18 protein-coding genes and 2 pseudogenes are annotated in these 22767 nt (G+C 69.5%); 16 read left to right on the top strand and 4 right to left on the bottom strand.

Annotation, left to right across the window (positions count from 1 at the left end; translation table 11 throughout):
* Positions 1–177 precede the first annotated feature (177 nt).
* Entirely contained in the window at positions 178–2637 is a 2460-nt protein-coding gene (locus OG883_RS14815; protein WP_266540192.1) for a SpoIIE family protein phosphatase, read from the top strand.
* Between the two features lie 18 nt (positions 2638–2655).
* Here the strand turns inward: OG883_RS14815 and OG883_RS14810 are convergent, their stop codons facing one another.
* Positions 2656–3450, bottom strand: a complete 795-nt coding sequence (locus OG883_RS14810) for a maleylpyruvate isomerase family mycothiol-dependent enzyme (protein ID WP_266540190.1) — start codon at positions 3448–3450, stop codon at positions 2656–2658.
* 258 nt (positions 3451–3708) lie between these two features.
* Here OG883_RS14810 and OG883_RS14805 point away from each other — a divergent pair, with 258 nt between their 5' ends.
* The 4 genes from OG883_RS14805 to OG883_RS14790 all read left to right on the top strand — a co-directional run bounded on the left by OG883_RS14805 (position 3709) and on the right by OG883_RS14790 (position 8540).
* The gene (locus tag OG883_RS14805; protein WP_266540188.1) at positions 3709–4653 is read left to right on the top strand and encodes a nucleoside hydrolase; all 945 of its coding nucleotides are present in this window, start codon (positions 3709–3711) and stop codon (positions 4651–4653) included.
* A 306-nt stretch (positions 4654–4959) separates the two neighbouring features.
* Complete coding sequence (locus OG883_RS14800; protein WP_266540186.1) at positions 4960–5685, top strand: class E sortase; 726 nt, start codon at positions 4960–4962, stop codon at positions 5683–5685.
* A 306-nt stretch (positions 5686–5991) separates the two neighbouring features.
* Complete coding sequence (locus tag OG883_RS14795; protein ID WP_266540184.1) at positions 5992–7092, top strand: M20 family metallopeptidase; 1101 nt, start codon at positions 5992–5994, stop codon at positions 7090–7092.
* Between the two features lie 428 nt (positions 7093–7520).
* On the top strand, positions 7521–8540 hold the full coding sequence (locus OG883_RS14790) for a DUF2993 domain-containing protein (RefSeq protein ID WP_266540182.1): 1020 nt from the start codon (positions 7521–7523) through the stop codon (positions 8538–8540).
* 175 nt (positions 8541–8715) lie between these two features.
* Here the strand turns inward: OG883_RS14790 and OG883_RS14785 are convergent, their stop codons facing one another.
* Positions 8716–10212, bottom strand: coding sequence for a PLP-dependent aminotransferase family protein (locus OG883_RS14785; RefSeq protein ID WP_266540180.1), 1497 nt, complete (start codon positions 10210–10212; stop codon positions 8716–8718).
* 97 nt (positions 10213–10309) lie between these two features.
* Between OG883_RS14785 and OG883_RS14780 the strand changes: the two genes are divergently transcribed.
* Positions 10310–11122 carry an L-histidine N(alpha)-methyltransferase gene (locus OG883_RS14780; protein ID WP_266540178.1) on the top strand — a complete coding sequence of 271 codons (813 nt, stop codon included), beginning with the start codon at positions 10310–10312 and terminating at the stop codon, positions 11120–11122.
* 60 nt (positions 11123–11182) lie between these two features.
* Here the strand turns inward: OG883_RS14780 and OG883_RS14775 are convergent, their stop codons facing one another.
* Entirely contained in the window at positions 11183–12811 is a 1629-nt protein-coding gene (locus OG883_RS14775; RefSeq protein WP_266540176.1) for a sigma-70 family RNA polymerase sigma factor, read from the bottom strand.
* Between the two features lie 502 nt (positions 12812–13313).
* Here OG883_RS14775 and OG883_RS14770 point away from each other — a divergent pair.
* The 5 genes and pseudogenes from OG883_RS14770 to OG883_RS14750 all read left to right on the top strand — a co-directional run bounded on the left by OG883_RS14770 (position 13314) and on the right by OG883_RS14750 (position 18875).
* Complete coding sequence (locus OG883_RS14770; protein ID WP_266540174.1) at positions 13314–13961, top strand: hypothetical protein; 648 nt, start codon at positions 13314–13316, stop codon at positions 13959–13961.
* Between the two features lie 121 nt (positions 13962–14082).
* On the top strand, positions 14083–14841 hold the full coding sequence (locus OG883_RS14765) for a hypothetical protein (RefSeq protein WP_266540172.1): 759 nt from the start codon (positions 14083–14085) through the stop codon (positions 14839–14841).
* Positions 14838–15564: pseudogene (gene cseB / locus OG883_RS14760) on the top strand (two-component system response regulator CseB). Before OG883_RS14765 ends, cseB begins: the two are co-directional and overlap by 4 nt.
* Positions 15565–15566: 2 nt before the next feature.
* The gene (locus OG883_RS14755; RefSeq protein WP_266540170.1) at positions 15567–16865 is read left to right on the top strand and encodes a HAMP domain-containing sensor histidine kinase; all 1299 of its coding nucleotides are present in this window, start codon (positions 15567–15569) and stop codon (positions 16863–16865) included.
* Between the two features lie 69 nt (positions 16866–16934).
* Positions 16935–18875, top strand: a complete 1941-nt coding sequence (locus tag OG883_RS14750; protein WP_266540168.1) for a transglycosylase domain-containing protein — start codon at positions 16935–16937, stop codon at positions 18873–18875.
* A gap of 25 nt (positions 18876–18900) precedes the next feature.
* Here OG883_RS14750 and OG883_RS14745 read toward each other — a convergent pair whose 3' ends face one another.
* On the bottom strand, positions 18901–19491 hold the full coding sequence (locus OG883_RS14745) for a TetR/AcrR family transcriptional regulator (RefSeq protein ID WP_266541548.1): 591 nt from the start codon (positions 19489–19491) through the stop codon (positions 18901–18903).
* A gap of 78 nt (positions 19492–19569) precedes the next feature.
* Here OG883_RS14745 and OG883_RS14740 point away from each other — a divergent pair, with 78 nt between their 5' ends.
* The 5 genes and pseudogenes from OG883_RS14740 to OG883_RS47010 form a co-directional block, all read left to right on the top strand.
* On the top strand, positions 19570–19986 hold the full coding sequence (locus OG883_RS14740; RefSeq protein WP_266540166.1) for a VOC family protein: 417 nt from the start codon (positions 19570–19572) through the stop codon (positions 19984–19986).
* Between the two features lie 279 nt (positions 19987–20265).
* Positions 20266–21306: an SPFH domain-containing protein gene (locus tag OG883_RS14735; RefSeq protein WP_266540164.1), complete on the top strand. Its 1041-nt coding sequence runs from the start codon at positions 20266–20268 to the stop codon at positions 21304–21306.
* Positions 21303–22211, top strand: a complete 909-nt coding sequence (locus OG883_RS14730; RefSeq protein WP_266540163.1) for a hypothetical protein — start codon at positions 21303–21305, stop codon at positions 22209–22211. The genes OG883_RS14735 and OG883_RS14730 overlap by 4 nt, the downstream gene beginning before the upstream one ends.
* Positions 22212–22407: 196 nt before the next feature.
* Entirely contained in the window at positions 22408–22548 is a 141-nt protein-coding gene (locus OG883_RS14725) for a hypothetical protein (RefSeq protein WP_266540161.1), read from the top strand.
* Between the two features lie 46 nt (positions 22549–22594).
* Positions 22595–22750: pseudogene (locus OG883_RS47010) on the top strand (DUF6461 domain-containing protein); the annotation flags it as partial.
* Positions 22751–22767 lie beyond the last annotated feature (17 nt).

Genomic DNA, 22767 nt, shown 5'->3' with positions numbered 1-22767 from the left:
GACGGCCGGCCCCGCTGCAATCGCGAAGGCCGAAGGCAGCGGCGGTCCCGCGGTCCTGCGGTGCGGCCGCCGCCCGCCGCCCGCCGCCCGTCACCCGTCACCCGTCGCCCGTCGCCCGCAGTGGAATGCGGAGACCAGCGCGTGCGCGTCCACCGGACCCGGTGGAGCATGAGGGTGATGACCGGATCCGTGACCCTGATCAGTGAGAGCCCGGAGGACCCGTTCTCGGTGGCTCGCGCCGTCTCCGTCGTGCTGGACCGCCGCGGCTCGGTGGTCGGCTGGAGCGACCGTGCTCGTGAGCTGCTGGGATATACGGCCGAGGAGGTTCTTGGCCGGCTCGCTGCCGAGCTTCTCGTGGATCGCCGCGACCGCGACGTCGTACGGGAGGCCGCCTCTGCCTGCGTCAGGAACAGCGGCTGGTTCGGGATCCTGCCTGTCCGGGGCCACGACGGGCGAAGGCTCGGTTTCGGCGTCCGTGCCCGGCGCGTGGCCAGGGCCGACCGGACCGCCGAGTGGTATCTGGTGGGTGCGCCGGCCGAGGAGGTCGCCCAGTGGGAAATCGACCGGTCGGTCATGGACGGGATGTTCCGCCGGTCGCCGATCGGCCTCTCCGTGCACAACCCGGGGCTGGAGATCCTGCGGGTCAACCGGGCGATCGCGCACCTCGGCGGGATCCCGAGCGAGCATGCGCGCGGCCACCGTATCGGCGACTTCCTTGTCCGTGCGGACGCGGAGGTGATCGAGAACCGGCTGACAGAGGTGCTGGAGACCGGGACTCCGATGATCTCCACGGAGCAGTTGTGCCGGACGCGCCGCGACCCCCATCGTGAGCGGCTCGTCGCCGTTTCCGCGTTCCGCATGGAAGACTCCGCCGGCGCGACGCTGGGTGTGACCCAGCTCGTCGAAGATGTCACCGACCGGCATCGGGCACGCCGCCGACTGGCGATGCTCAACGAGGCGAGTGCCCTCATCGGGACCACGCTGGACGTGGTGACCACCGCGACGGAACTCGTCGAGGTCGCGGTTCCAGGCCTCGCCGACTGCGTAACGGTCGATCTCTTCGAGTCGCTCAGCCTGGGTGAGGAGCCCGAGCCGGGCGCGATCGGTGCTCTCCGCAGAGTGGCACTCAAGACGGTCTCGCCGACGGCGGAGAACCTGCTGTACCCGGTGGGCTCACTCAGGTCGCTCCCCGTGGACACACCACAGGGGCGGTGTCTTTCCAGCGGGCGCCCCGTTCTGGAAGCCGACTTCGACCCGTCGGACGCGGCGTCCGGCCTCGACCCGGAAAGGGCCGAGCATGCGCGTACCCGTGGCGTCCACTCCCTGATGGTGGTTCCGCTGACCGCCCGCGGTCTCGTCCTGGGCCTCCTCAGCCTGTGGCGGCACCGGCTTCCCGAACCGTTCGAGGACGACGACCTCACTCTGGCCGGTGAGTTCGCCACTCGCGCCGCGCTCTCCATCGACAATGCCCGCCGCTACACCCAGCAGCGTCGCACCGCTCTGGCCCTGCAACGCCGGTTGCTGCCGAGTGGTTTTCCCGATCACCCGGCGGTCGTCGTCGCCCATCGCTACCTGCCGGCCGGCGGCGCCGCAGGAGTGGGCGGCGACTGGTTCGACGTCATTCCGCTCTCCGGGGCTCGGGTCGCCCTTGTCGTCGGCGATGTGGTCGGTCACGGCATCAACGCAGCGGCCACGATGGGCCGGCTGCGTACCGCGATCCACACACTGGCCGACCTCGATCTCGAGCCAGACGAGGTGATCTCCCACCTCGACGATCTGGTGACGCGGCTGGCCGGCGAACAGGAGTCCGACAGCGAGATTTCCCCGGGCGAACAGGTAGTGGGCGCCACCTGCCTCTACGCCGTGTACGACCCCGTGTCCCGGCTCTGCTCCCTAGCTCGCGCCGGCCACCCCCCTCCGGCGGTGGTGACACCGGACGGAGACGTGAGTCTCCCCGACCTCCCTGCCGGTCCACCACTGGGCCTGGGCGGGCTGCCGTTCGAAGCCGCCGAACTGGAGCTTCCCGAAGGCAGCGTGCTGGCCCTCTACACCAACGGGCTCGTCGAGGGCGACGAACACGACATGGAAGCCGGGCTCTCTCACCTTTGCGCCGCGCTGGCCGGTACGGGCCGGCCGTTGGAGGAGACTTCGCAGGCAGTGGTCGACGCGTTGCTGCCTGCCCGGCCGTCCGACGACGTCGCTCTCCTGCTGGCCCAGACCCGCACGCTGGCCTCGGAGCAGGTGGCAACCTGGGAGCTGCCGGCAGAGCCCACCGCACCGGCTCGAGCCCGGCGACTGACCGCCGAGCAGCTCACCGAGTGGGGACTCGAAGAGATGATCTTCACCACGGAGTTGATCGTCAGCGAACTCGTCACCAACGCCTACCGCTATGCCGGCGGGCCCGTGACCCTGCGGCTCATCCGCCTCCACCGCCTCATCTGCGAGGTCTCCGACCCCAGTAGTACCTCCCCCCACCTTCGGCGCGCCCGCAGTACCGACGAGGGCGGCCGAGGTCTGCTGCTCGTCGCCCAGCTGACAGCGCGTTGGGGCACGCGACACGCCCACGAGGGAAAGACCGTCTGGACCGAGCAGGAGCTGCCCTCCCCTCCGCCGGACGTCGCGAAGGCACGGCGCTGAACCTGTGACGCGGGGACGTCACATGGGCGGGACGAGGGTGAAGTAGCGGTCGAACAACTCCCGGTCGCCTGCTACCTCGAGCCGGTCTGCGGGGATCCGGTGCCAGAGGTACAGCATCAGGTCCGACGCCGTACCGGTCACCTCGACGTCGCAGGGTTCGGCACTCGCGGTGAGCCGGACGCCATCGCCTTCGAATTCCGCCGTCCAGATGCCCGGGCCGTCGCTCTGGCTGATCCGGAACCGCTCGCCCGATGCGGGCGGGGCGTTCTTGTCGGCCCGCCTGGCCGGCGCCATGACCTCGAACGTCTGGCCGACGGCATCCGCTGCGAGTTCAGCCTCGACCGGCTGGGCCGCTCCGACCGCGTTCTCTGCGTCCCAGCGGTGCACGGCAGCCTCGATGGTCTGCATGCGCAACCAGAACCCTGTGGTCTGCTCCCGCGACCACGTCCACACCCTCTCGCCCGGATCGCAGTCTCTGAACAGTGACGCCAGCGCACGGGCCCCGTCCGCGAACCAGTCGGTCAGGCACACCGGCACCGGTCCACGATTCGGTGCGTTCGCCGGTACCGGCCAGCCCTGGAGGTCTGCGGGGAGCGCGAACAGGGTGAGATCGGTGGTGTCCGGCGGCTCCAGGAGCCGGTCCTCGATGATGCGGCTCACGAAACGGTGCACCCCGCCCAGGTGCGCGGCCAGATCGGACACCGACCACTCGGGGCAGGAGGGGACCATGGGCGCACTGTCGGATTGGGCCGCCCGACGGACCGCGGCCTCGAACGCCAGGATCTCCCGATGGAACTGGGGCACGTAGTCCATGTGCCTCACTCTGCCACCGACTTGTCCGACGTGATACGTACCCGTCGACGACGCCTTCTGGACCGCCGGCCCGGCCGCGCTCGGACGGCACGGGACCGGTCCGGTCGCCGTGAACCGGTCGCCGGTACGCAAGCCGGACAGCGCGCGGGGGAACGCCGGTGACGCGCAGCTGAGTGCACGCTCCCGGCGGCCTCTCCCCTCCCGGCACGTCGCAGAGGCACACTGAAGGCATTGCCGTCCCGGACGCCGAGGAGCACCGTGCCTGTCCCGATCATCATTGACTGCGATCCCGGGCACGACGATCCCCTCGCCATCATGCTCGCGGCGGGAGATCCGGCGATCGACCTGCTCGCCATCACGACGGTCGCCGGCAATCAGACGGTCGAGAAGACCACCCTGAACGCGCGCCGGGTCTGCACCGTCGCGGGAATCACGGGAGTTCCGATCGCGGCCGGATGCGCACAGCCGCTCGTCCAGCCCCTGCTCGTGGCGGACGACGTCCACGGGGACTCCGGCCTGGACGGGCCGCAGTTCGCACAACCCACAGTGGATACGGTCCCCGAGCACGCGGTGGATCTGATGTACCGGATCCTGACCGAACATCCGGAACCCGTCACTCTCATCCCGACAGCGCCGCTGACCAACATCGCCCTGCTGCTGACCCGGTACCCCGACAGTGCCGCACACATCCGCGAGATCGTGCTCATGGGCGGCTCCACCGGACGCGGCAACAGGACCCCGGCCGCCGAATTCAACATCTACGTCGACCCCGAAGCCGCGGACATCGTCTTCCGCAGCGGAGTTCCGGTCACCATGTGCGGGCTCAACGTCACCCACCAGGCACTCGCCACGCCCGAAGTCCTGGCCCGCCTCGAAGGACTCGGCACCGAACTCGGGCGGACGTGCGCCCAGTTGATGACGTTCTTCGCATCCACCTACCGGCGGCTGTGGGGCTTCGCATCGCCGCCGCTCCATGATCCTGTCGCGGTCGCCCGGGTCATCGACCCGGCCATCGTGCACTGTGTCGACGCGAGCGTGGCGGTCGAACTGCACGGACAGCACACGCGTGGGGCGACAGTGGTGGACCTGCACCAGTACCTCGGCCGGCCCGTGAACGCGCGAGTCGCAGTGACCCTGGAACGCGAACTTTTCTGGGACCGGGTGATCTCGGCCGTCGAAGAGCTCGGAAAACGTACGGCCTGAGCTGCGGTTCGCGTGAGCGAGGGGCCGGCCAGGGGCAGGCCGGAGCGGTGGACACCACACCGCCGGAACACACATCCGGGGGGACAGGACCGCTCAAGAAGCGACAAGTCCATGAGGCGAGCAGTGGCACATCCCCGGTGTTCCCGTACCTGCAGGTCAGAGCTCCCATCGGGCGTCACTGCACGGCCTCGGTCACCGAGCACTGCCCGGAGCGGGGAACAGTCGGCCTCCCCCCGTTGTTGTCGCCCCTGAGGCGGCCACTGTCGATGTGCTGTGGCCCTGTGCCCGCCAACGATCCAGGGTGCCATGTCCACTTCACGAGCCACTTCAAGAGCCATTTCACGAGCTCTTCCCGTCGCACTGGCAGGCGCGCTCATCGTGCTTCTCGGCTGCTCCACCGGTGGTGACGGCGACGCGCCGGCCACGCCCTCGGCGGCCCAGGCTCCGGCGTCGACGGTCCTCGAGCCGGCTCCCGCCCCCGCCTCCACGGAGCCGGCCCAGCGCAGGGCCGGCACGCGCACCCGGACCGCCTCACTGAGCATCCCGTCGATCGGCCTCAAAGGCCTGCGCGTGATCCCCTACGAGGGGACGACCGATGACTGGCCCGGTACGCGGATCCAGGACCGCGGTGTGGCCGCCAGCCCGTACGGCGACCATGGCGGTGTCGGGCCCGGCGAGGTCGGCAACTACCTCGTCACGGCCCACCGCCTCTCCGCCGGCGGCCCCCTGCGCAACCTCCCGTCCCTCGACGTGGGCGACGCGGTCCTCGTCACGTCGGGCGGCAAGGTCTACACGTACAAGATCACCGAGACCAGGCAGACCTCCTTCCGCTCCGAGCGCTCGCTCGCCGAGCAACGGGCGGCGGTCCCGGGCTCCCCCGGCAAGCGCCCCACGAAGGCGATGATCACGCTCTCCACCTGTGCGACCCCGGAGGACAACGCAGCCGGAAACTACTGGCGCGACGACAAGAGCAACCCCGAGCACCGCATCGACAAGGTCGGCGTGCTGGTCCCGTCCGCGGCTTCGGAGTGAAGCCGCAGACGGTATGCCCCTGACCGAGTGGCCCCTCGACGTCGGGTTCGACCGCGAAGGAGAGCGAACGGGGCGACGGGCCCGGGGCGGCGCATGAGCGGAAGCTGATCCCACTGTGCGCATCCTCCTGAGGCGCCGGACGCGCCCTTCGGTCACCGTCGGGGAGAGGGCCGCGCAGCGCGAGGCGGCGAGCCGGGTGTGATGCCGGCCGGCCCCCGACTGCACGCAGGTACGGGCAGCGCGGCCTGGCGGCCTGCTTGGGTGCCACCTTCCAGACCTGCTCGGGAAGGTACGTACCCTTGCAACATGACGATGCACAAGACCGTCCGTGTGAGTGTTGACGCGATGATTGAGGACCTCAGGACACTCGTCGAAATCGAGTCCCCATCGCGCGATCTCGACGCCTTGACGGCATCGGCCAAAGCTGTCGCCGCTGTCATCGAGAGCCGCCTCGGCGGGCAGGCCATCCTCGTGGAGAGCGGAGCCGGGCCGCACGTCCACTGGTCGGCCGGTGGCGATCCCAAAGTACTGATCCTCGGTCACCATGACACGGTGTTTCCGCTCGGCACCCTTGAACGCCGCCCGTTCATGGTCGAAGACGGGCATGCGACCGGCCCCGGGGTCTTTGACATGCTCGGCGGTTTGGTACAGGCGGTTCATGGCCTGGCAACGCTCGATGACCGGTCAGGCGTCGAGATCCTGGTGACCGCCGACGAAGAGGTCGGCTCCCGCTCCTCTCGAGCTCTCATCGAAGATCGAGCCCTTGCTTGCGGCGCTGTACTTGTGCTCGAGGGCGCCGCTGATGGCGGAGCCCTGAAGACCGGCCGTAAAGGCTGCGGCACGTTCCAAGTCTCCATCGCGGGCCGGGCGTCGCACGCGGGCCTCGAGCCCGCAGCCGGGGTCAACGCCCTGATCGAAGCGTCACACCAGGTACTGGACATCGCAGCGCTCGGCCGACCCGATATGGGCACGACTGTTACCCCGACCGTCGCGTCCGCAGGAACCCTGGACAACGTCGTTCCCGCAGAGGCGACCGTCATCGTCGACGTCCGGGTCGAGTCGGCCGGCGAGAAGGAACGAATCGAATCTGCTTTCGCAGCACTGGCTCCGCATCTCGATGAGGCGGAAATCGCGGTCCAGGGAGCCATCAGCCGACCCCCGATGCCCGAGTCGGCGTCGGCCGGGCTCTTTGTGGTGGCAAAGCAGCTGCTTCCTGACCTCGAAGGCACGGCGGTCGGCGGCGGAAGCGACGGCAACTTCACCGCCGCACTGGGAGTGCCAACACTTGACGGCCTTGGAGCAGTCGGGGGTGGTGCCCACGCCGACCACGAGTACCTGGTGGTCGAATTCATGGCCGAGCGGGCGAACCTTGTTGCTGGACTGGTGAACGCGATTCAGAACACGTAGGAGAACGAGAATGTGGACGGGTACCGGCTGACCGCCTTCGCCGCCAACGTCTTCCGAGGGCAGCCGGCGAACGAACCTGGAGCCGGCAGAGAGCCACAGTGAATCCGGTCACCTCCACTGCTGGACCACCGCCTGGGTGAAGCGCCGAGAGATGAGATATTCGGCTCAAACCACTACGTACGCACGGTAGGACTTGCATGTGAGGGTGGCCCTCGTGGTGGGATGAGGCGATGCGACCCCCCACACGCATATCCGCGCCTCCACGAAATCCATACGACGAACTCGCTCAACTGGCAGACCCTGAACCAGATTTCAGCATCTACGATCCGCGGGACCCGCTCGAGCTCGGGCTCACCTCGGATCCTGACGACGATGACTGGACACCGCCCAACCACCGCGGCAAGAGCCGGTTCGCCGCGTTGCCCGCAATGGTGAAGCTCACCGTCGCGGTCCTCCTGTGCACCGTCTGCGTGCTGCTCGCCGACCGCCTGGCCGAGGCGTACGCGCAGAACAAGGCGGCGGACAAGCTCCAGCAGTCGCTCGGGCTCGCCACCAGGCCCGACGTCGACATCCATGGCTTCCCGTTCCTCACCCAGCTGCTCGCTGAGCGGATCGACCGGGTCGACGTCACCGTGCCGGACGTCTCCGCCGACCGTGTCTCGCTGGCCGAAGTCCGCGCCACCGCCAAGGACATACGTATCGTCGGCGACGCCCCTACCTCGATCAAGGGTGCCGTCATCGGCACGATGGACGGCGAAGTCCTGCTCTCCTTCGACGACTTGAACCGCGAGCTGGGCGCCTCACAACTCCGGTTCACCGGAAGCGGCTCGAACGCGGTCCGCGTGAACGGTGAACTCACCGTGGCCGGTCAGGATCTGCGCGTACGGGCACAGGCGCACATCCGGCGCGACAACGGACGGGCGCTCACCACCACACTGGACGGCATGCAGCTCGACATTCCCCGTGTGGCGACCTATCGGCCGGGCAAGGACCCGGACCACGCCGGCCTGCGGCTGCACCGTGAGACGGCCGAGCGGATCAGCCGCGAAGCGGCCCGCCTGAAGGCGCTGCTGTCGGTGCCCGCGGTGGTCGACCGGCTGGGAGTGCCCGAGTCGCAGGTGGACCGGGCGCTGCGGAGCGAGGAAGAGCTCCACCGGCTCACCAACGCACCCAAGTTCATCGAGCGTCTGATGAAGGTCAACCTCATCGATGTGGTCCTTGAGCATCCGCAGCTGCTGCGCAAGGCGGGTATCGACCCCGGCCTGGTCGAGGGCCTGCTCGCGCTCAAGCCTCCGGAGCTCTCGGAACGGCTGTCGCTGTCGTTCGAACTGCCCGACTCACTGAGGGAGTTGCGGCTGCGGGACATCACCGTGGAGCGCGACGGCGTCAGGGCCCGTGTGGTGGGCTCCGGTCTGCGCGTCGGGAAGGGCACTTCCGGCGGTTCCTGACGGAACGAGCTGCGAGGCGGCCCTTCCGGTACGAGTCCGGTCCGCGGACACCCGCACGGGAAGGGCCGGTGGTGCTTGGCCCGACCCCAGTTCCTCAGGGTCGGAGAATCCAACCGAGTGATCTCCTCGACTCTTTTGGCGAACTGCCTCTGCGGCCAGCTGAGGTGACCGCCCATCAGCACAGACGTCGCAAGACGCTGCCGAGGATTGCCACACCTTCGCCGATGTCGGTCGCCGTGCTTGCGGCGTAGCCCAGGACCAGTCCTGGCCGATCGGTGCGCCGACTGTGCCACGACAGCGGCTGCACCTTCACGCCGCGCTCGAGCGACGCGGCCGCGAGGTCCGTGTCGGGGAAGTCGTCCTCGAAGGTGATCATCAGGTGCAGGCCCGCCGCGGCTCCGTGTACGACCGCGCCAGGAAGGTGGGTTCTGATCGCCTCGATCATGGCGTCCCTGCGTCGGCGGTGGCGTCCGCGGAGCAGGCGCAGCTGGCGTTCCATTGCGCCCGACTCCATCAGCTGGGCCAGGACCAGTTGCGGCAGCGCGGCGTTGCCGAGGTCGGCGAACCGTTTGGCGTCCACGAGGGCGTCCTGGTACTTCGGGGGTGCGAGGACCCAGCCGGTTCTCAGGGCGGGCGCGAGGAGTTTGGACACGCTCCCGGCGTAGCAGACCCGCTCCGCGAACATCGACCGCAGTGCAGGCACCGGCGGACGGTCGTAGCGGTGCTCGGAGTCGTAGTCGTCCTCGATGACGAGTCCGCCCTCCCCGGCCCACCGCATCAGTGCGCGGCGTCTTTCGCCGCCGAGCACCACCCCGGTCGGGAATTGATGGGCCGGGGTGACCAGAACGGCCGGAGCGTTCGTCGCACGCAACGCATCGACACGAATTCCTTCGGGGTCGACCGGGACCGGTGGGGTGTCCATCTGCCAGTGACGCAGATGCTGACGGGCCCCGAGCGATCCCGGATCCTCGACCGCCACCTCGCGGATGCCGTCATGACGGAGGACCTGGGCGAGCAGTCCGAGTGCCTGGGCGGTGCCGGCGACGATGAGCACCTCGCTCGGGTCGGCCCTGATGCCACGGCTGCGGGCCAGCCAATTGGCTACGGCGAGACGCAGTGCGGGTGTTCCCCGGGGATCGCCGTAGCCGAAGTGGGAGGCCGACAGGCCGCTCAGCACCTGGCGTTCGGCGCGCAGCCATGCTGTTCGCGGAAATGCGCCCAGATCGGGTACGCCGGGCGAGAGGTCGATACGAGCCGGCAAGGTTCGGAGCCGGTCGAAGACCTCCGCATCGGGCGGGGCGCCGAACACAGCGTGCGCCGTCGGCCGGTCCGCTTGCGCCGGTGGCGGTAGCGGTGGCGGTGGCGGTGGTGCCACCGGAGCGGCAACGACGATGGTGCCGCCTCGCCCGCGCCCCACGACGTGCCCGTCCTCGGTCAGACGCTGGTAGGCCTCGGTGACCACTCCACGAGATACCTGCAGTTCACCGGCGAGCACCCGCGTGGCCGGCAGCCTGCTCCCGACCGGCAGACGGCCGTCCGAGATCGCGAGGCGGAGTTGGCGAGCCAGCCATGCGGAGAGTCCACCCATCGGTGCATGGTCGGCGTTGAGCTGAAGGAAGTCGGAACCGACAGTTATGGACCTGCCGGAGGCATTCCCATTGGACCTGTGCATCAGGCCATTGTGGCGACAGGCTCCAGGCATGGATACGGAAACGACTCAACGGACCCCAACGCCGCCCGAGCGAGCACAGCACGGACGGGGACCCGCGGTGACAGCAGTCGGCTATGTGCACGGCTATTCGGAGCACGAGGCCCGCCGGTTGGGTGATCAGGCGGACACCCTGGCGGCGTTGCTGCATACGGGATCCGTGTACCCCGCCGGCAGCCGGGTGTTGGAGGTCGGCTGCGGGGTCGGTGCTCAGACGGTTCACCTGGTCACGGCCGGTCCGGAGGCGTACCTCACCGCTGTCGACGTGTCCGAGGACTCCCTCGCCCAGGCTCGCGCCCGCGTCGCGGCCGACGCCCCCACGGCGACGGTGGAGTGGTGTCGCGCCGACCTGTTCGATCTGCCGTACGGCGACGCCGCCTTCGATCACCTTTTTGTGTGCTTCGTCCTCGAGCATCTGGCGGACCCCCAGCAGGCGCTGGCCGGCCTGCGTCGCGTACTGCGGCCGGGGGGCACCATCACCGTGATCGAGGGAGACCACGGGTCTGCGTTCTTCCACCCCGACAGCGCCGGCGCCCGCGCGGTGATCGACCAGCAGATCCGGTTGCAGTCGGCAGCCGGCGGCAACGCGCTGATCGGCCGGCAGTTGCAGCCGCTGCTGGCCCGTGCCGGATACGCCGATGTCGTGGTCCGCCCGCGTACGGTCTACGCCGACCGGACCCGGCCTTCACTCGTCGAGGGGTTCACCCGCAACACGTTCATCGCCATGATCGAATCTGTCCGGGAGGACGCACTGGCCGCGGGACTCACCACCCCGGCCGACTGGGACTGGGGGATGGCCGATCTGAGCCGGACGGCAGAGGACGACGGGACCTTCCACTACACGTTCTTCAAGGCCCGGGCCGTGAACCCGTAGTGTGCCGATGAGCCGTGATGGGTGGTGAGGAGCCGTGATGCCCGCGCGCATCCGGTCCCGTCAGCTCCTCGCTCCGAACGCCTGCGTCCACCACGGCCCGCCCGAGGCGTCGTGGACGCCGATGCCGATCTCCCTGAAAGCGCAGTTGAGAATGTTGGCCCGGTGGCCGGGGCTGTTCATCCACCCGTTCATCACGTCGGCAGGGCTCTGGTGGCCCCTGGCGATGTTCTCGCCGTACGTACGCCATGGGTAGCCGGCGGCATCGATACGGTCGCCCGGGTCCGTGCCGCCGGGGCTGGTGTGGGAGAAGTAGTGCCTGGCCGCCATGTCCTCGGAGTGGCGCTGAGCCGCCGCGACGAGCCGCCCATTGGCGCTCACGGGGGCGCAGCCCCGCTTTGCCCGCTCGGCGTTGACCAGTTGGGTGACCTGGTGGACGAAGGCAGCCCTGTCGCCACCGGCCTCGGGCGCCGGGGCGGGAGCGGGCTTGGCGGCGGAGGCGCGGGGGGCCGGCTTGCTCGGCTCGGGCGGCCGCGTCGAGGGCGACAGCGTCGAGGGCAAGTGGGCCGAGGGCGAGTGGGCCGAGGGCGAGTGGGTCGGCGAAGGCTTCGGGCTCTCGCTGCTTCGAGACGGTGAAGGGCTCGCAGACAGCGACGCGGAGTCCGTCACGACCGTCAGCGGAAGCACCGCTCCGGCTGCCGCGGCGACCGACGGCTGCATCACGTCTTCCTCCGGTTCACCCGTGAAGAGGTGGACGGCGCCGCCCGCCGTGACCAGCGCCGCGACAGTGGCGGCCACGGTGGCGGCACGTCGGCGACGTGCACGGCGACTACGACGCAGCGCGTCCCGGGTCTCCGCGCGTCCGCCGCCGGGGGACATCTCGTGGCCGGCGGACACGTCGACGAAGTCCGGAGCCCCGGAGGGGGCGAAGGCGGTCGCCAGCGGCACCAGCGCCAGACCGACGAGGAGCCGTTCCGCCGGTACCAGGCCGGCCGAGGATCCGGAGCAGACCGTGCAGTCGCGGGCGTGCAGGGCGATGCGCTTGCGCCACGGCGCGGAGGGCATGCCGTCCCACTGTTCGACGAGCAGCTCGAGCAGGACACAGCGATGGTCCGCCGACAGTGCGCGCACCACCACCCGGCCCGTCTCCAGCTGGGCCTTCATCCGCTGGATCCGGACGGCCGTGTGCTGAGGGGAGAGTCCCAGCGCGGCGGCGACCTCCGCACGGGTGAGCTCATCGGTGGCCTCCAGCCACCACAGGGACAGCACCTCATGGTCCTCGTCGTCGAGCCAGCGGGTGGCTTCCGCGACCTCACGGCGCTGCCCCGACAGTCCGAGACGCATGATGGTCAGATCGACGAAGTCGGCGCGGGGATCGGCGACGTCGTAGGCGTCCTCCAGTCCGCCGTCGACCGGTACGGCCTGGTCCTGCCGCCGGTGACCGCGTACCTGATTCATCGTGATGGTCACCAGCCAGGACCGGAAACTGCCCGGCTCGCGCAGCCCGTCAAGGCTGCTCAGCACACGGAGCATGCTCTCCTGCGCCACATCGTCCACGTCCGCGTGACCGTGCAGTGCCCGGCCGACGATGTTGTGCACCAGGGGCAGAGACTCGGCGACGAGTCGGTCCTGGGCCTGCTGGTCCCCGGCCTGTGCCGCCACGATCACCGCTGCCTCGAGTTCACTGCTCACGCTCTGTCCACTCTCTCTCATGACTGCGGCCTTGACGCCTCCCCAAGTGGGAGATGCTGGTGCGGCCGAGCCGATAACAGAAAACGAAAAACGGGCTGCCGGTGAGCGTCCGTCGGCACAGTGATGACCGATCGCAGGACGGACGGCCCGAACGCCGGCGGGCGGCGCCGTTGGGCTCTGCGCTCGGTTCGGGTTTGTCCGAACCCGTGCGCCATGGACGAGGGGCGCTCACTCAGGGACAAGAAACCGGAGCGGTCTACTGCACCGGCGACAAGAAAACAGGCACGGGGAGGCCTCCTCCTGGAATGTCGGGCAACGCTATTGCCTGCCGGGTTACCCGTGCGTAGCGTCTCTCCCGCACTTCAGGCCGCAGAGTTCGCGAAACTCTCCGGCCAATTCCCGGCAGATGATTTCCCTGCCCCCGGATTCGTTCCCGCACACTTCTGCGTTCACCCGATCGCCAGCGTGTCCGCCCGCGCACCGTCGATTTCCTGGAGCTGAGATGAAGCGTCTGAAATCCGCCCCGTCCGGAGACCGAAGAGCCATTTTCCGCGCGGGCATTGCCCTCGCCGCGGGGCTGGGCCTGGTGTCCGCCACCGCAGGTACGGCGCACGCGGTGCCGGTCCGCCTCGACTACCCGCTGACCGGCACCACCTTCCTCGAAGGGACGGGGTCGAGTCTCACGTTGGGGCCCGGCGTCCTGGAAGCACAGACGGACCTCAAGGTGGGGACGCTGACCGCGAACACCAAACTGCCACCCGCGCCGGGGTCGTTCAAGATGATCGGCGCCATCCCGGTCAGCGTGACCACCGAGTTCATCGAGACGGAGCCGACAACCGGCACCATCGATCTCAAGACCGGAGCCATCAAGAGCACCACCAAACTGACACTGCGGCTCAAGAATCTGAAAGTTGCCGGAATCCCCACCCCGGTCGGCAACGCGTGCCAGACCGAGGTGCCTGCCGTGTTGAACCTCGCCTCCGAGCCGGGCTTCAACCCGCTCCGGGGCGGCAAGCTCTCCGGCACATACACGATCCCCAGATTCAAGCACTGCCTGCTGGCCACACCGCTCATCAATCTGGTGATCCCCGGAGAGGGCAACACCATCACCCTCACGCTGGGACAGGCCGCACAGCCGCCCAAACCCTGAACCACCGCGCCGGTGCCGGGGCGTGGCACGGGCCGCCCCGGCACCGGCCGGTCAGGCCTCGCGGTCCGTACCCGCCCCGCGCCGCGGAGCCTCGTACGCCCGCCGGTACTCTGATGTGCCTATGTTCCGCTCCCTCCACACCAGACCCCCTCGCCGCGGGCGGCCTCTCCTGGTCGCGCTGGCCGTCGGCGCGGCCATGGCAGGGCCGACCGCCTGCGCGTCGGACACCGGGCCGCGGGACGGGGGCATCGCGCCAAGCCTGTCCCCGCCGACCAGCGCGTCGCCGTTGTGGCCCGAGTACGCCCCGCCCGCCCCGCCTCTGGCAGGCGATCCCACCCCCACGTTCACGCAGTATCCGGCCGTCGAGGGCGTCTTGGTGCCCGCGGGCGGGCTGAGGGAAGTGTCGGCGCAGACGCTGCTGGCGCAGGATCCCAATGTGCCCAAGCTCGTACGGGTCGCGGTGGAGGCCTGCCCCGGTCCCCGCTGCGGCCTGCGGAAACCGGTCTACCGCGACCTGACCGGTGACGGCCGGGACGAGCTGATCGTCGCGGTGGACGAGGCGTCGGCCGGGCTGACGTTGATCCAGGTCTACCGGGCCTCGGGCAGCACGGTGCGTCCAGTGCTCATCAGTTGGGGTCGTCTCGGCCTCACCGGCGAGACCTTCGGCCACGACCTGGTGCTCACATCGACCGGTGACGACGGCCGGTTCACCACCCACTACCGGTGGAACGGCACGGTGATGACCGCCGGCGTCCGCCAGGACGAGGACGACCCCTCACCGACCCCGGGCGTGACCACGCCACCCGCGGACGGGCCGACGGCCTCGCCCACCAGCCCGCAGCCAAGGACCTCGCCGACAAGGACGAGGACGACCGGATGACGACCGCCTTTCCCCCAGCCCCCTCCACGGCCGAGGCGCATCTGCTGCTCGTCGAGGACGACGAGGTGATCCGTAACACCGTCCGCATGCTGCTCGAGCGCTACGGCTTCACCGTGTCCACGGCGGGCGACGGCCTGACCGGTCTGGAGATCTTCCGCGAAACGAGTCCGGATCTGCTGCTGCTGGACGTCATGCTCCCCGAGCTGGACGGGATCGGGCTGTGCCGCAGGGTCCGCGAACTGAGCCTGGCGCCGATTCTGATGATGTCGGCACGCGGCGACTCACTCGATGTCGTGTCGGGGCTGGAGGCGGGCGCCGACGACTATGTCGTCAAGCCGTGCGAGAGCGCGGTGCTCGTCGCCCGCATCCGCTCGCTGCTGCGCCGTGCCTCGTTCCCCCCTGCCGTCGGCGCGGCGCCCGAGGCGGCGGACAGCGAGCACCCACTGGCCTTCGGTGATCTGACGATCGACACCCGTGGGATGGAGGTACGGCGCGGGGGACGGGAACTCGCCCTGACGCCGACCGAGTTGCGGATGCTTCTTGAATTCGCCGCCTCGCCCGGTGTCGTACTGGAGCGGCGGACTCTGCTCAGCCGGGTATGGGACCACGCCTGGCACGGCGACACCCGGTGTGGTCGACCTCCATGTGCAGCGCCTGCGGGCGAAGATAGGCGCCGAACGGATCGAGACGGTCCGGGGCTTCGGCTACAAGCTGCGGCGCTGATCATGGCGTTGAGATGGCGGATCGCCGCCCTGGTGGCCGCGGCCACGTGCGCCGTCGCCGCGGCCGTCGGCGTTCTGGTGCACGAAGCCTCGCGGGATCGCGAGCTGTCGCAGGCACGCGACGCCGCCCGCACCACGCTCGACCGGGCCGCTGTCACCTACGCCCGCACCGGCGCGGTCCAGGGTTCGGGCGCCGCTCTGGACGCGCCGGGTCTGCCCGGAGGCCTTCGCGAGCTGGTGGCGAACGGGCGTCAGGGAACCGAGTTCACTGCCGGATCGGCAGGGCCCGCGATGTGGGCCGCGAGACCTGCCGACGGGCGAGTCCTGTCCGTACGCGTCGACATGAGCACCACGATGCGGGACATCAGCGCGCTCGACGGAAGCATCGTCCTGGCCGGTGTGCTCACCACCGCGGTGGTTCTGCCGGTGGGTGTGCTGACCGCAGGGCGGATGAGCCGCCGCCTGCGGACCGCCGCCGGTACCGCGCGGCGCATCGCGGCCGGGGATCTGGATGCCCGGATCTCGGCCGAGTCACGCCCTCACGACGAAATCGCCGACATCTCCATGGCAGTGGACACGATGGCGGCCGCTCTCCAGGAGCGCCTGCGCCGCGAACAGCGCTTCACCGCCGATGTGGCCCACGAACTCCGCACGCCGCTCATGGGGTTGGTCACCTCCGCCGAGCTGCTGCCGGAGAGTGAGGCGGCCGGGTATGTACGTGATCGCGTACGCGTGCTCAGCACCCTGGTCGGGGAACTGCTGGAGATCTCCCGGCTGGACGCCGGGGCGGAGGAGGCGGATCTGGCTCCCTGCCCTCTGGGTCCTCTGGTGGAGGAGATCCTCGCCCGTACCGGCCTGTCGGCACAGCTCGTTGCCGGGGACGCGCCCGCCGTACCCGCCGGGCGCGACAGGCACGGACAGCCAGCGGACGGGACCGCGACGGTCTGGACCGACCCGCGCAGGCTGGAACGCATCATCACCAATCTGGTCGGAAACGCGCACCGGCACGGCCGCCCTCCGGTCACGGTGACGGTGGCGGTCGGGGTGGACGGCAGGACCGTGACCGTACGGGACCGTGGCCCGGGCTTCCCGGAGTCCCTCCTCAAGGACGGACCGCAGCGGTTCCGCACCGGTGCACGCGAGCGCGGTACGGGCCATGGGCTGGGGCTCACCATCGCGCTGGGACAGGCTGAAGTCATCGGTGCCGTACTGGAGTTCGCCAACGCCCCCGACGGGGGCGCGCTGGCCACGCTCAAGCTGCCCGTCGCTCCCGCGCCGGAGCGGGAGCCGATACACAGCTGATACATCTCCGAGTCACAGCCGATGTCTCCCTTTGGGTTTACGAAGATCTTCGGCGCTGAGGATGGCGTCATGCGTACCTGGTGGAGTCCGGACCGGACGACGGAGCGGCAGAAAGCGAGCTGGATCAGCGCTGTCGGCACGCCCAGAGAGGCGAGAGAGGCCGAGGACGAAGACCGCAGCAAGAAGCCGGACCGGAAGATGCACCGTGAGCGCCGGCGGCGAACCGGCCTCCGCCGCTTCTTCACCTGGAGGAAAGCGCTCGTCGGTGTCGTCTGCCTGTTCGTACTGCTGGTCGGAGGCTTCACCGTTCTCTACCTCGTCATCGACATCCCCCGGGCAAATGCTCTGGCGAAGGCGCAGAGCAACGTCTACGTCTACAGCGACGGCACCCGCATCGCCCGCACCGGGGAGATCAACCGTGAGACCGTCCCGCTGAGCAAGGTGCCCGAGGGTGTGCGGCACGCGTTCGTCGCGGCGGAGAACAAGGACTTCTACAGCGACTCCGGCGTCTCCCTGACCGGCACCGCCCGCGGCATCGTCAACACCGTGACGGGCCAGGGCAAGCAGGGTGGCTCGACCATCACCCAGCAGTACGTCAAGAACTACTACCTCAGCCAGGAACAGACCGTCAGCCGGAAGGTGAAGGAGCTGGTCATCTCCTTGAAGGTCGACCGGCACAACACCAAGGACGACATCCTCGCCGGATACCTGAACAGCAGCTATTACGGCAGGCAGGCGTACGGAATCCAGGCCGCGGCCCGCGCGTACTACGACAAGGATGTCGAGGACCTGACCGTCGAGGAGGGCGCGTACCTCGCGGCGCTGCTGCAGGCGCCCAGCCAGTACGACTGGACGGTCGCGTCCCCGGCCGGCAAGCGGCTGGTGCAGGAGCGGTGGGGCTATGTGCTGGACAACATGGTCGACGTGGGCTGGCTGGACAAGGGCCAGCGGCAGCCGATGCGCTTCCCCGAGCCGGTGGAACCCAAGCCCGCGGCGGGACTCGGCGGGCAGGCCGGTTATCTGGTGGACGCTGCCCGGCGGGAGCTGACTGCCTCGGGCATCAGCGAGCAGGAACTGGCGGGCGGCGGCTGGCGGATCACGCTCAACATCGAGCCGGACAAGCAGCAGGCGCTGGAGCGCGCGATCGGGTTGGGGCTCGGCGCCGAGGACAGTAACCAGCAGGCCGGGGCGGTCTCGGTCGATCCGAGGAACGGCAGCATCGTGGCGCTGTACGGCGGTCGCGACTACTTCAAGCACTACCTCAACAACGCGACACGTTCCGACTACCAGGCCGGCCCCACCTTCGAGCCGGTCGTCCTCGCGGCCACGCTGGAGGCTCAGCGGGAGAACAACTTCGACGTCGGCCTGAAGCAGATCAGGGAAACCGCCGCGGATCTCGGAATGGACCCCACCGCGAGCGGCTTCAACGCGCCGCGGGCGACGTCGCTGGGCCTGATGGGCACCAGTCCGCTGGAGATGGTCGGTGTCCATGCCACCCTCAACAACGAGGGGAAGAAGGTCACTCCCTCGATCGTGAAGTCCGCGCAGCGCGACGACTTTCGCACGCAGCTGCAGGGAGCGGTCGGCGGTCAGGTGATCGATCCAGGGACCGCCGACATCGTCACCAAGTCGCTCAGCGATGCCGTCGACCCGCGAACGGGCGGATTCAGCACCGCCGGCCCCGTGGCGGTGGGCAGGAACGGGCGGATCGCCGCGCGCGCAACGGGTCCCTCGGACGACAGGAAGGCCCACTGGTTCGTCGGAGGGACCCCGGAACTGGTCACGTCGATCGGCTTCTTCGGCGAGGACACCAAGACCCGGAAACAGGTCGCCCTGGACAACATCGGCGACGGCTTTGCCGCCAGAATCTGGAACATGTACACCCAGGAGGTGCTGCAGGACGAGTCGTCGGCCTCATCCCCGGCCCCGACCCCGCCCCCGCCCCCGACCGAGTCCTCGGACGGGGAAGGGACCGGCGACGAGGTGGCGGGCAGCAGCGAGGTGCCGTGACCCCGGGCTGTGCGTGTCGGGCGGGTCATCCGGCGCGCAGCGCCTCCAGCATCTGCGACAGGGCGGCCCTGGTGTCGGTCAGGTCTTCCGGTTCCTGCGACCCTGCCAGCCACAGGGCCGCCTCGTTCATCGCGCCCGACAGCAGATGCGTCAGCGGCGCGACCGGCTGCCGGGTGATCGTTCCCGCCTCGATCAGGGCCGTGAGCACGTCGGCCAGGTGGCGGGCCGAGGCGGCCTCGTCGAGCGCACGCCATTCGCTCCAGCCCAGTACGGCGGGCCCGTCGACGAGCATGATGCGCTGGACGTCCGGGTCGGTACTGGCGGTGAGGAACGCCTGACACCCGGCGGTGAACTGCATCCATGGATCGTCCTGCGCCTCGGCGGTCGCGGCCACCGTCTCGGCGACCTGCTGCTGTACCTCTTCCAGGACGGCCCGGAACAGAGCGGCCTTGCTGTCGAAGTGGTGGTAGAGCGCGCCCTTGGTGACCCCGGCGGCGCGGACGATCTCCGACAGTCCCACTGCGCCGTAGCCCCTGGTCGCGAACAGGCGTCTGCTCTCGTCCAGAAGGGTGCGCCTGGTCTGTTCCCGCTGCTGAGCCCTGCCGCCGTTCGTCATCGCGCTCCCATCCGTTGACATACCGTTGGTATGCCAATAGATTACTTGACATACCAACGGTATGCGAGGGAGTTCGCCATGATGCTGACCAGCTTCTATCCGGTCATCTGCACCTCAAGACTTCAGGAGTCCCGGGACTTCTACACCGGGCTGCTGGGGTTCGAGCCGACATTCGAGGCCGACTGGTACGTGAGTCTGCGGCGGCCGGGAGCACTGCCGTACGAACTCGCCCTGCTCGATCACAGCCACCCGACCCTGCCCGAGGCGTACCGCACCCCCGCACAGGGACTGCTGCTCAACTTCGAGGTGGAGGACGTCGACGCGGAGTGGGAGCGCCTCGTGGTCCGGAGGGGACTTCGGCCCGAACTGGAGCTGCGCAGCGAGGACTTCGGGCAGAGGCACTTCATCGTGGCAGACCCGAACGGCGTCCTGATCGACGTGATCACACCCATCGCGCCCGACACGTCGTACGCGGATCAGTACATCGATCCGTGAGAGTGGGCGTCAGTCCAGCTGGAGCACCGAGAAGATATTGCCGGCCGGGTCCGTGAACTCGAATTCGTGAGCATGACCGCTTTCCTTCCGTCTGCCACCCCGGACGCGGTACGAGTATTCACACCGGAGCGGCGACCGCGGGTCGCGAGTCGGCCCGCACTCCGGGATGACCCGGCGATTTCCCCCAACGGCCCCGGATCTCGTCGCATTGACGTTAACGGGGTCTCCCTCTATCGTCATACTGACTATCGTCATAATGACGACAAGGGGGAGACTGTCATGGCTGACATCATCAGGCGCTGGGGATGGCGCCACCTCCGTTCCGCGCCCACCGCCCACATCCGCCACTACAAGCGCGGACAGCTCGTCCATGACGGGCCCGGACTGAGCTTCTGGTTCCGCGCGCTGACCGCCGCACTCTCCGAAGTTCCGGTCGACGACCGGGAACTGACCATGGCGTTCCACGCCCGTACGTCCGACTTCCAGGACGTCACCGTGCAGGCGACGGTGACGTACCGGATCAGTGAGCCCGCCACCGCCGCGGCCCGGCTGGACTTCTCCGTCGATCCGGACACTGGCATCTGGCGCGGTACGCCGCTCGAGCAGCTCTCCACCCTGCTCACCGAGACCGCGCAGCAGCACGCCCTCGACGTCCTCGCCCGCACCCCGCTGTCGGCCGCACTCGTGGACGGGGTCGCATCGGTGCGGGAACGGATCTCCGACGGGCTGGGCGCGGAGCCCCGGCTCTCCGCCACCGGCATCGCCGTGGTGGCCGTACGTGCGGTCGCCATCCGCCCCGAGCCTGAGGTGGAGCGGGCGCTGCGTACTCCCGCGCGCGAGCAGATCCAGCAGGAGGCGGACCGGGCGACGTACGAGCGGCGGGCCGTCGCGGTGGAACGCGAGCGGACCATCGCGGAGAACGAACTGGCCAGCCGGATCGAACTGGCGCGGCGCGAGGAGCAGTTGGTCGACCAGCACGGCACCAACGCCCGGCGCGAGGCCGAGGAGCGCGCGGCCGCCGACGCCGTCCGGGCCGAGGCGGAGGCCCGGCGCACGGTGCGGCTGGCCCGGGCCGAGGCCGAAGCGGCCCGTGAGGTCGGCGCGGCCCGGGCGCATGCCCAGGCCGCCTGGCTGCAAGTGCACGACGACGTGGACTCCGCGACGCTGCACGCACTGGCCATCGCCCGGCTCGCCGAGAACGTGCCCCGGATCGACAGCCTCACCCTCTCCCCCGACATCCTCACCACACTGCTCACCACACTCGGAGGACCCGGTGGACGGGCCGGTTCGGCGACCCCGGCCGGCTCGGAGCGGACGTGAGCCTCGCACCCCGGGCGGTGCTGGTGCACCGCACCACCGAGTACGAGGAGTTGCTCGCCCGGCACGGCACGCACGGCCAGGCCGACTTCTTCCTCTCCTCGCGCGGCCGCAGCATCAAGGAGGTGGCGGAGCGGCACCACCGCACGCGGCGCACCCTCGCCGAGGTGGCGGCTACGGTTCCGCTGCAGTGGCGGCAGACCCGGGTGGAACGTGCGGATCTCGACCGTTTTCTCTTCGCCCCGGAGGACGTGGTGATCGTCGTGGGCCAGGACGGGCTCGTCGCCAACACCGCCAAGTACCTGTCGGGCCAGCCGGTCGTGGGCATCGACACCGACCCCGGGCGCAACCCCGGCATCCTGGTACGCCACCGGGCGGAGGACGCCGCCCTGCTGCTCGGGGCCGCCGTCTCACCGCGGGCCACCGTGGAGGAGCTCACCATGGTGGAGGCGGTCGCCGACGACGGAGAGAGGCTGCTCGCCCTCAATGAGATCTACCTCGGCCGGCCCGACCACCAGACCTCTCGCTACCGGCTGAGCCCCGGCTCCGAAGGCGCCCGCGCAGAACGGGCTGAACTCCAGGCCTCCTCAGGGGTCCTGGTCGGCACCGGCACCGGCGCCACCGGCTGGCTGCGCTCCCTGTGGCAGGAGCGCGGCAGCGCCTTGCCCCTGCCGGGCCCCGCCGATCCCCGGCTCATCTGGTTCGTACGCGAGGCCTGGCCCTCCCCCACCACTGGCACGTCGCTGGTGGAAGGGATGCTGACACGGTCCGACAGGCTCCGACTCGTTGTCGAGTCCGACCGGTTGGTGGCCTTCGGCGACGGAATCGAGAGCGATGCGCTGGAACTCACCTGGGGCCAGACGGTCCGCATCGGCATGTCGGACACATCACTTCACCTGCTCGGTTGAGTACGCGTAACCCACCGCGGCTCTGGGCCGAGCCGGTCGGCGCGCGATCGCGCGCCACTGACCGAATCGCGCTCTGGCCGGTCCGGCGCCCGGGCACGACGACGCTCCGGGGCAGTGCCGAGGGGGGCTGTTGTTGTGAGGCGACCCGTACGAGCGAGCCGCACGCATTGTCAGTGGCGGCTGCCACGATGTCCTCATGTCTCGGACGAACGCAACCGCCGCCGACTACGACTGGCTGGACGACCACTGTGCGCACCTGACCGAGGCGTACTGCCGCACCCTCTCGAAGGGTTCACGAGCGATGGGCTGCCGGCGCGGATGGGAGCCCGTCGGGTGAGCTCCGTATCGGGGGTTCACACGCTGATCGAGGCGTCGTACGAAGTGTGGGAGGAGCACGACGGAGCGGGCCCGGTTTCGACCTCAGCGAGGACGAAGACCGGGACATCGGTCCCACGACAGAGGCGGCGTTCGCCTTCGCGGAGCGGCTCACGGGCATACGGCTCACGCCCCAGCTGCTGGACGGCGCGAAGTTCGCCTGCGGAACGGCGGCGCTTCC

Origin of the sequence: Streptomyces sp. NBC_01142, from assembly GCF_026341125.1 — a bacterium.
GTDB lineage: Bacteria > Actinomycetota > Actinomycetes > Streptomycetales > Streptomycetaceae > Streptomyces.
This window is presented reverse-complemented; position numbering and strand designations above follow the sequence as displayed.

Bases quoted from the DNA above. Each gene is read 5' to 3' on its own strand.
- OG883_RS14785 (WP_266540180.1), bottom strand. From the start codon at position 10,212: ATGCACAGGTCCAATGGGAATGCCTCCGGCAGGTCCATAACTGTCGGT.
- OG883_RS14740 (WP_266540166.1), top strand. From the start codon at position 19,570: ATGATGCTGACCAGCTTCTATCCGGTCATCTGCACCTCAAGACTTCAG.
- OG883_RS14770 (WP_266540174.1), top strand. From the start codon at position 13,314: ATGAAGCGTCTGAAATCCGCCCCGTCCGGAGACCGAAGAGCCATTTTC.
- OG883_RS14800 (WP_266540186.1), top strand. From the start codon at position 4,960: ATGTCCACTTCACGAGCCACTTCAAGAGCCATTTCACGAGCTCTTCCC.
- OG883_RS14815 (WP_266540192.1), top strand. From the start codon at position 178: ATGACCGGATCCGTGACCCTGATCAGTGAGAGCCCGGAGGACCCGTTC.
- OG883_RS14735 (WP_266540164.1), top strand. From the start codon at position 20,266: ATGGCTGACATCATCAGGCGCTGGGGATGGCGCCACCTCCGTTCCGCG.
- OG883_RS14790 (WP_266540182.1), top strand. From the start codon at position 7,521: ATGGTGAAGCTCACCGTCGCGGTCCTCCTGTGCACCGTCTGCGTGCTG.
- OG883_RS14795 (WP_266540184.1), top strand. From the start codon at position 5,992: ATGACGATGCACAAGACCGTCCGTGTGAGTGTTGACGCGATGATTGAG.
- OG883_RS14725 (WP_266540161.1), top strand. From the start codon at position 22,408: ATGTCTCGGACGAACGCAACCGCCGCCGACTACGACTGGCTGGACGAC.
- OG883_RS14745 (WP_266541548.1), bottom strand. From the start codon at position 19,491: ATGACGAACGGCGGCAGGGCTCAGCAGCGGGAACAGACCAGGCGCACC.
- OG883_RS14810 (WP_266540190.1), bottom strand. From the start codon at position 3,450: ATGGACTACGTGCCCCAGTTCCATCGGGAGATCCTGGCGTTCGAGGCC.
- OG883_RS14755 (WP_266540170.1), top strand. From the start codon at position 15,567: ATGGCGTTGAGATGGCGGATCGCCGCCCTGGTGGCCGCGGCCACGTGC.
- OG883_RS14750 (WP_266540168.1), top strand. From the start codon at position 16,935: ATGCGTACCTGGTGGAGTCCGGACCGGACGACGGAGCGGCAGAAAGCG.
- OG883_RS14765 (WP_266540172.1), top strand. From the start codon at position 14,083: ATGTTCCGCTCCCTCCACACCAGACCCCCTCGCCGCGGGCGGCCTCTC.